Genomic DNA, 6812 nt, shown 5'->3' with positions numbered 1-6812 from the left:
GGAGTTGGGAGAACTCCAATTTGCGCATCATATTTGCCGTTATTCCCCAAACTATGACCAGAACCCCTGTTTTCGCTCAATGAAAACAGGGGTTCTTCGACAGTCTGAGCATCCCCCGGAAGCCATTGCTTCCGGGGGATGCTTTTTGCTTTTTAGGGCTGTGACACCCTTTTGGCTCCCTCCGGGAGGGAGGCTTTTGGTCTGGTGCATCACTCTTCCGTGATGACAAACAAATCGTTGGGGGTACAGTTGAGAAGCAGACATATGGTCTCAATGTTCTCATACCGGATGGATTTGGTCTCATTGTTCACCATACGGTTGAAATTCTGATAGCTCATGCCCAGCTGCTATAAAGCCAATATTTCGTTCTTCCCTGCTCCTCCAAAAGGCGCAGAACGTCTAAACGTATCAAAGCCATCCTTCCCTTCTCTGTGACAAGACTTATTTATCGTTGGAATCCCTATGGTCTAGTGCATATTCACAACACTGAATCACCAACTGATTGAAGGAGATGTCATTTTCATCCGCTAATTTTTGTAATCTTTGAATTAAATCATCCGGCATGCGAATGGTTTTGTTAGAATTTTGTGGCTTTTTAATCTCAAACATGATATCACCCCTACAAAAAGTTTACTTGCTTTTTACGGGAAAGAATACATGTAATATAGCAATCATTATTGCATTATATATTGCAGTGCATGAAAGCGATAACCCCCTGGAAGCGGTGCTTCCAGGGGGCATTTCTCACTTATGATACAGTTTGTTGCTCTGATACTGGGGGGTGCAGGTCATACGCAGGCCCAGCTTCTGGTACACGGTGCTGTCGGCGGCGGACAGGATCACCGAGGAGTGGGCATCACAGCCCCGCAGCTTGTCCAGCTGGGACAGGGCCAGCTCCGCCTGGGGATCAGTGGCAGCGGAAATGGCCAGGGCAATGAGCACCTCATCACTGTGCAGGCGGGGATTCTGGCTGCCCAGATGGTGAATTTTCACCTTCTGGATGGGCTCAATGGCCTCCCGGGAAATCATGTGAACCTCATCTCCCAGCCCAGCCAGCTTCTTCAGGGCGTTGAGCAAGGCAGCGGAAGAGGAGCCCATGAGTTCCGAGGTCTTTCCGGTGACGATGGTACCGTCGGGCAGCTCAATGGCGGCGGCGGGCTCCCCCGTCTCTTCCGCCCGAGCCTCGGCAGCGGCCACCACGGGGCGGTCCTCGGTGGACACCCCGGCCTGCTTCATCAGCAGCTCCAGCTTGTACACGCTCTCCTTGTCCCCCTGGCCACGGCGCTGGTCACACAGGGCGGTGTAGTAACGGCGAATGATCTCCTGGCAGGCAGCCTCCCGCACCGCCTCGTCGTCCACAATGCAGTTGCCCGCCATGTTCACCCCCATGTCCGTGGGGGACTTGTAGGGGCTCTCCCCCATGATCTGCTCGAACATGGCCCGGAGCACGGGGAACACCTCGATGTCCCGGTTGTAGTTCACGGTGGTCTCCCCGTAGGCCTGGAGGTGGAAGTGGTCGATCATGTTCACGTCGTTCAAATCCACGGTGGCGGCCTCATAGGCCAGGTTCACCGGGTGCTGGAGAGGCAGGTTCCAGATGGGGAAGGTCTCAAACTTGGCATAGCCCGCCTTCACCCCACGGCGGTGGTGGTGATAGAGCTGGGACAGGCAGGTGGCCATTTTGCCCGAGCCGGGGCCGGGGGCGGTGACCACCACCAGGGGCCGGGTGGTCTCGATATAGTCGTTGCGGCCATAGCCCTCGTCGGAGACGATGTGGGGGATGTCGTGGGGATAGCCGGCAATGGGGTAGTGCAGGTACACCGTGACACCCAAGTCCTCCAGGCGGCGCTTGAAGTTATCCACAGCGGACTGCCCGGCATACTGGGTGATGACCACGCTGCCCACATACAGGCCCTTGGAGCGGAAGGTGTCAATGAGGCGCAGCACATCCTCGTCGTAGGTGATGCCCAAATCGCCCCGCACCTTGTTCTGCTCAATGGCAGCGGCGTTGATGGCAATGACCACCTCCACGCTGTCCCGCAGCTCCAGCAGCATGCGGATCTTGCTGTCCGGGGCAAACCCGGGCAGCACCCGGGAGGCATGGTAGTCGTCAAAGAGCTTGCCGCCAAACTCCAGATACAGCTTACCACCAAACTGGGAGATCCGCTCCCGAATGTGGGCAGACTGCATTTCCAGATACTTTTGATTGTCGAAACCGATTTTATTTGCCATCCTCGCACGTCGGCTCCCGGCCGCCCGGAAGCCATCCTCCCTCTTTACACATTATCTCCGAAATTTTAACACATATCCCACCGTCAAACAAGGATTTTCTCAAAAAACACCCTCCATTTCCCCGCTGAGAAATGGAGGGTATTTTTGTCGAATTTGCCTCTTGTCACAGCTCCCGCTTCTGGTAGAAGCGGATGGACAGCACCCAGGACAGGGCGTACAGGAGGATAGCCACCCCGGCCACCACCGCCAGGGGCCAAAGGCCGCGGGTCATCGTCTGAATCTGAAAGCCCATCCCGGCCAACACCGCAGCCACACCACTGAATACCCCCACTGTAACATAAAAGGCTATGCGTCCCTTTTCTGCCCCATATTTGAATACATAGGGCAGGATCAAAGCAGGACCCAAACACCCCAATACCAACAATGCAGTCCCCACCACAGCAAACTGTTCCAGGATAAAGCCGCCCCCAATCAGCATACGCACGGTGGTGGCTGCCATGGAAATGAGAAATGCTACCGTTCCAAAACACAGGCCCACCAGATACTTGGCGCTCACCAGCTGAGTCCTGGTGTAGGGAAGGGTGCCGCTGTAAGCCGTCCATTTGTCATGCTCGTCGTAGGAAAGCAACGTCATGGGTATGACGCTGGCAATCATAATGGGGTAGATGAGGAAAAAGATATTGTCATCTCCCGTAAATGATACCGCCAAAAACACCGCCACAATCACAAGGAACGCCCGGCAGTACCGCCACGACAGATAGAAGTCCTTCAAAAGCAGCCCTTTCATGTCACGCCGCCTCCTTCACCATAAAGATAAACAGCTCTTCAATGCTCACAGGGCTAACCTGCATTCCTGTGGGAACCCCGTCCCGGCGCACCAGGGCCTCCACCCCGTAGGGGGATGCCTTCACCCCACGCACAGCCGTTTCGTCCAACTCCGCCAGCTGCTCCTGGGAGCAATGAATGAGCCCATACTCCTCCAGCAGCCGGTCCTTCTCCTCACACAGCATCAGCTTACCTTTGTGCAAAAAGGCAATGTAGTCGCAGATTTTCTCCAAATCGCTGACAATGTGGGAGGAAATGAGCACCGCATGGCTCTCATCCCGGGTAAACTCGCTGAACATCTCCACCACCTCATCCCGCACCACCGGGTCAAGCCCCGAGGTGGCCTCGTCCAGAATGAGCAGCTTGGGGTGGTGAGACAGAGCCACCGCAATGCCCAGCTTCATTTTCATCCCCTTGGAGTACTCCTTGAAGGGGCGTTTCTCGGGCAAATCCAGCTTCTTGAGGTACTGGGCGTATAGCTCCTGATCCCACCTGGCGAAGGTGTTTGCCATGACCTTGCCCACCTGTACGGCACTCAGGCACTGGGGGATCCCCACCTCGTCCAGCACCACACCGATATCCTGCTTGGTGAGGATAAGGTCTTCCCGGTTGTCCCGGCCCAGGATGGTGATGGTGCCCCCATCCCGGTTTATCATGTCCAAAATCAGCTTGATGGTGGTGCTCTTCCCCGCTCCGTTCTCCCCAATCAGCCCCATGATACACCCACAGGGCAGGGTGAGATTCAAATTCTCCAGCCGAAACGCTCCATAATCTTTGGTCAGATTGCGAATTTCCAGTGCATTCATGGTATCACTCCTCCATACTCAGGCGAAACATCTCCAAAAGCTCCTCGCCTGTCAGCTGGCAGGCGGAAGCCAGCTTCCATATCTCCTCCATGTGGCCCTCGATCTGCTTCAAGGTCTCCTCCCGCAGCAGCTCCACATTCTTGGGGGCCACAAAGCACCCCTTTCCCGGCAGGGTGTAGAGAAACCCCTCCCGCTCCAGCTCATCATAGGCCCGCTTGGTGGTAATGACGCTGATGTGCAGATCCTTGGCCAGATTGCGGATGGAGGGCAGAGCCTGGTCTGTCTCCAACTCCCCGCTGATGATTTGATGTTTGATCTGGGTGTAGATCTGGTCGTAAATGGGGGCCCCACTGCGGTTGTCGATGTAGAGATTCACCCCATCACCTCCTATCTGTGTATGTACAGTATATACAGTAGATACAGCCTTGTCAAGAGAATCTGACGAAAACTTATTTTTTCCACCTCACCCCCACTTTTTCCATCCATTCGCCGGGAAAAGGGGTGGACAGAGGGGGAAAATATAGTATACTGGAAGGTGAATGTTTTTGTGTGGAGAGGAGGGAATGCTGTGTCAGAGGCCACGGCGGTATTGGTGGTGTCCTATGGCACCAGCCAGCCCTCTGCCCTGTCCGCCCTCACCGCCATTGCCCGGGAGATTGGGGATGCCTTCCCCGGTCTGCCCCTGGTGGAGGCCTTCACCAGTCGGTTTCTCCGGGACACCTTGGCCCAGCGGGGCGGCCCCCACATTTCCCATGTCTCTGATGCCCTGGAGCAGCTGGCGGCAGAGGGATATTCCCAGGTGCTTGTCCAGCCCACCCACCTGCTGCAAGGCAGTGAGTACCAGGCCATGGTGGAGCACATGGCCCCCTTCACCTCCCGGATGAGGCTGTGTGTGGGGACACCCCTGCTGTCCACCTGCCAGGATGTGGAGGCGGTGGCAGCCGCTCTGCCCTCCTGCCTGCCCCCCTTGACCCCTGACACGGGGGCACTGTTTTTGGGCCACGGCACCAGCCACGAGACTCACCAGGTGTATGCCCAGCTGGAACAGGCCCTTCACCGCCTGGGCCACACCCATTTGTATGTGGGCACCCTGAAAGACGGGCTCACCCCCCCACAGACTCTGCAACGCCTGGGTCAAGACAGCCCCCACCTCACCCGGCTCTACCTGCACCCCCTGACGGTGGTGTGCGGGGTCCACGCCCTGCGGGACATGCTCTCGGGGCCGGAGAGCTGGCACGGTCAGCTTTCAGCCCAGGGGCTTCAGGTGGAGGGCATTCCCCAGGGGCTGGGGCACTGCCCTGCCATCCGCCGCCTTTTTGTGGCCCATGCCCAGCAGGCCGCCCGAGGGCTTACCTAGATAGGAATGAGGAACACTCCATGATCGTCGTCATGTCCAGCCTGGAACACCACCTGGCTCCCATTGATTTGCGGGAGGCGCTGTCCTTCACCGCCACCCACGTCCAGCGGCTCAACGCCCAGATTGCAGCACTGCCCAACATCCACGGCTGTGTGATTTTGTCCACCTGTAACCGCACGGAAATTTACCTGTGCTGTGCCGACACCTGCCATCCGGGCCAGGTGCTGTGCCACGCCGCCGGAGTGGACTTTGCCCCCTTCTCCGCCGCCTTTGTCACATGCCAGGGGGAGGATGCGGTGGAGCACCTGATGCAGGTGGCGGCGGGTCTGCGCTCCAGGGTGTGGGGCGAAGACCAGATCCTGGCCCAGGTCAAACGGGCCATCACCCTGGCCCGGGACAGCCACTCCACCCACCCCATGCTGGAGACTCTGTTCCGCTCCGCCATTTCCGCCGGCAAGGAGATCCGCTCCACCGTGCGCCTCACCGCCCTGCCCACCTCGGCAGCCAGCCAAGGGGTGGAGCTGCTGCGCCAGCACCTGGGCAGCCTCAAGGGGCTGCGGGCCATGGTCATCGGCAACGGGGAGATGGGCAAGCTGTCCGCCCAGCTGCTCCACCAGGCGGGATGCCAGGTGATGGTGACCCTGCGCACCTACCGCCACGGGGAGACGGTGGTGCCCTCCGGGTGTGAGGCCCAGCCCTATGACCGCCGATTTGAACTTCTGGGCGGGGTGGACGTGCTCATTTCCGCCACTGCCAGCCCCCACTACACCGTCACCGTGGAGCGGCTGGCCCAGGTGGGCAAACTGCCCCGGGCCATGGTGGACTTGGCCATCCCCCGGGACATTGAGCCTCAGGTGGGGCAGCTGCCTGGGGTCAAACTGTTCAACGTGGACGACCTCATGGACACTTCTCCCCTGCACACGGTGCCCCAAGAGGTGCAGGAGATTTTGGACAAGTACCAGCGTCAGTTTTACCGCTGGTTCCACTATAAGGTGAGCCTGCCCCTGATGGAGGAGCTGAAGCTGTCCATTGTCCAGCGGCTCACCGCCAATCCCCAGCTGATGGGGGAGGAGCTGGAGCCGGACGAGCGCATCGCCCTGACGGTACAGCGCACCGTGGAGCTGCTGGTGGGGGGGCTGCCCACGCCCCCCGAGCCGGACAGCCTGCGCCAGTGCGCCCAGAAGATCCGGGCCCACACCACAGGAAAGGGGTGAGAGACATGGGCCAATACCCACGTTTCCCCCTGTTTATTGACCTGACGGGCCAGAAAGTAGTGCTGGTGGGAGGGGGAACCATCGCCCTGCGCCGGGCCCGCACCCTGCTGCAATTTGGGGCCCAGGTGGTGGTGATTGCCCCCACCCTACACCCGGATATGCCCCCGGTGACCCATGTAAACCGCCCCTACCAGCCTGGGGACTTGGCCGGGGCCACCCTGGCGGTGGCTGCCACCGACTGCCGGGAAACCAATCGGCAGGTGGGCCAGGAGGCCCATACCCGCTCCATTCCGGTGAGTGTCGCCGACGACCCCAGCGCCTGCACCTTTTTCTTCCCCGCCGTGTGTCTGGGGGATGGGGTGGTGGCCGGGGTGGTGG

9 protein-coding genes are annotated in these 6812 nt (G+C 59.0%); 3 read left to right on the top strand and 6 right to left on the bottom strand.

Annotation, left to right across the window (positions count from 1 at the left end; translation table 11 throughout):
• Positions 1-209: 209 nt before the first annotated feature.
• The 6 genes from H9X86_RS12570 to H9X86_RS11340 form a co-directional block, all read right to left on the bottom strand.
• Positions 210-338, bottom strand: a complete 129-nt coding sequence (locus tag H9X86_RS12570) for a helix-turn-helix domain-containing protein (RefSeq protein ID WP_243416939.1) — start codon at positions 336-338, stop codon at positions 210-212.
• Between the two features lie 103 nt (positions 339-441).
• Positions 442-609 carry a YlcI/YnfO family protein gene (locus H9X86_RS11360; RefSeq protein ID WP_204901636.1) on the bottom strand — a complete coding sequence of 56 codons (168 nt, stop codon included), beginning with the start codon at positions 607-609 and terminating at the stop codon, positions 442-444.
• A 135-nt stretch (positions 610-744) separates the two neighbouring features.
• Positions 745-2232, bottom strand: coding sequence for a DUF1846 domain-containing protein (locus H9X86_RS11355; RefSeq protein WP_204901635.1), 1488 nt, complete (start codon positions 2230-2232; stop codon positions 745-747).
• 163 nt (positions 2233-2395) lie between these two features.
• Positions 2396-3019: an ABC-2 transporter permease gene (locus H9X86_RS11350; RefSeq protein WP_204901634.1), complete on the bottom strand. Its 624-nt coding sequence runs from the start codon at positions 3017-3019 to the stop codon at positions 2396-2398.
• Position 3020: 1 nt separating this feature from the next.
• Positions 3021-3863: an ABC transporter ATP-binding protein gene (locus tag H9X86_RS11345; protein WP_204901633.1), complete on the bottom strand. Its 843-nt coding sequence runs from the start codon at positions 3861-3863 to the stop codon at positions 3021-3023.
• 4 nt (positions 3864-3867) lie between these two features.
• The gene (locus H9X86_RS11340; protein WP_204901632.1) at positions 3868-4239 is read right to left on the bottom strand and encodes a GntR family transcriptional regulator; all 372 of its coding nucleotides are present in this window, start codon (positions 4237-4239) and stop codon (positions 3868-3870) included.
• A 192-nt stretch (positions 4240-4431) separates the two neighbouring features.
• Between H9X86_RS11340 and H9X86_RS11335 the strand changes: the two genes are divergently transcribed.
• The 3 genes from H9X86_RS11335 to H9X86_RS11325 all read left to right on the top strand — a co-directional run.
• A complete protein-coding gene (locus H9X86_RS11335) occupies positions 4432-5220 on the top strand; it encodes a sirohydrochlorin cobaltochelatase (RefSeq protein WP_204901631.1) in 789 nt (262 codons plus the stop codon).
• A 20-nt stretch (positions 5221-5240) separates the two neighbouring features.
• Positions 5241-6434 (top strand): glutamyl-tRNA reductase, encoded by a 1194-nt coding sequence (gene hemA, locus H9X86_RS11330; protein ID WP_204901630.1) that lies wholly within the window; start codon positions 5241-5243, stop codon positions 6432-6434.
• Positions 6435-6439: 5 nt separating this feature from the next.
• On the top strand, positions 6440-6812 hold a 373-nt coding region (locus tag H9X86_RS11325), incomplete at its 3' end, for a precorrin-2 dehydrogenase/sirohydrochlorin ferrochelatase family protein (protein WP_204901629.1).

The sequence above is a fragment of the Pseudoflavonifractor capillosus genome, from assembly GCF_016902575.1.
GTDB classification, from domain to species: Bacteria; Bacillota; Clostridia; order Oscillospirales; family Oscillospiraceae; genus Enterenecus; species Enterenecus capillosus_A.
The sequence above is the reverse complement of the archived record's forward strand: the minus strand, read 5'-3'. Positions and strand labels throughout refer to the sequence as shown.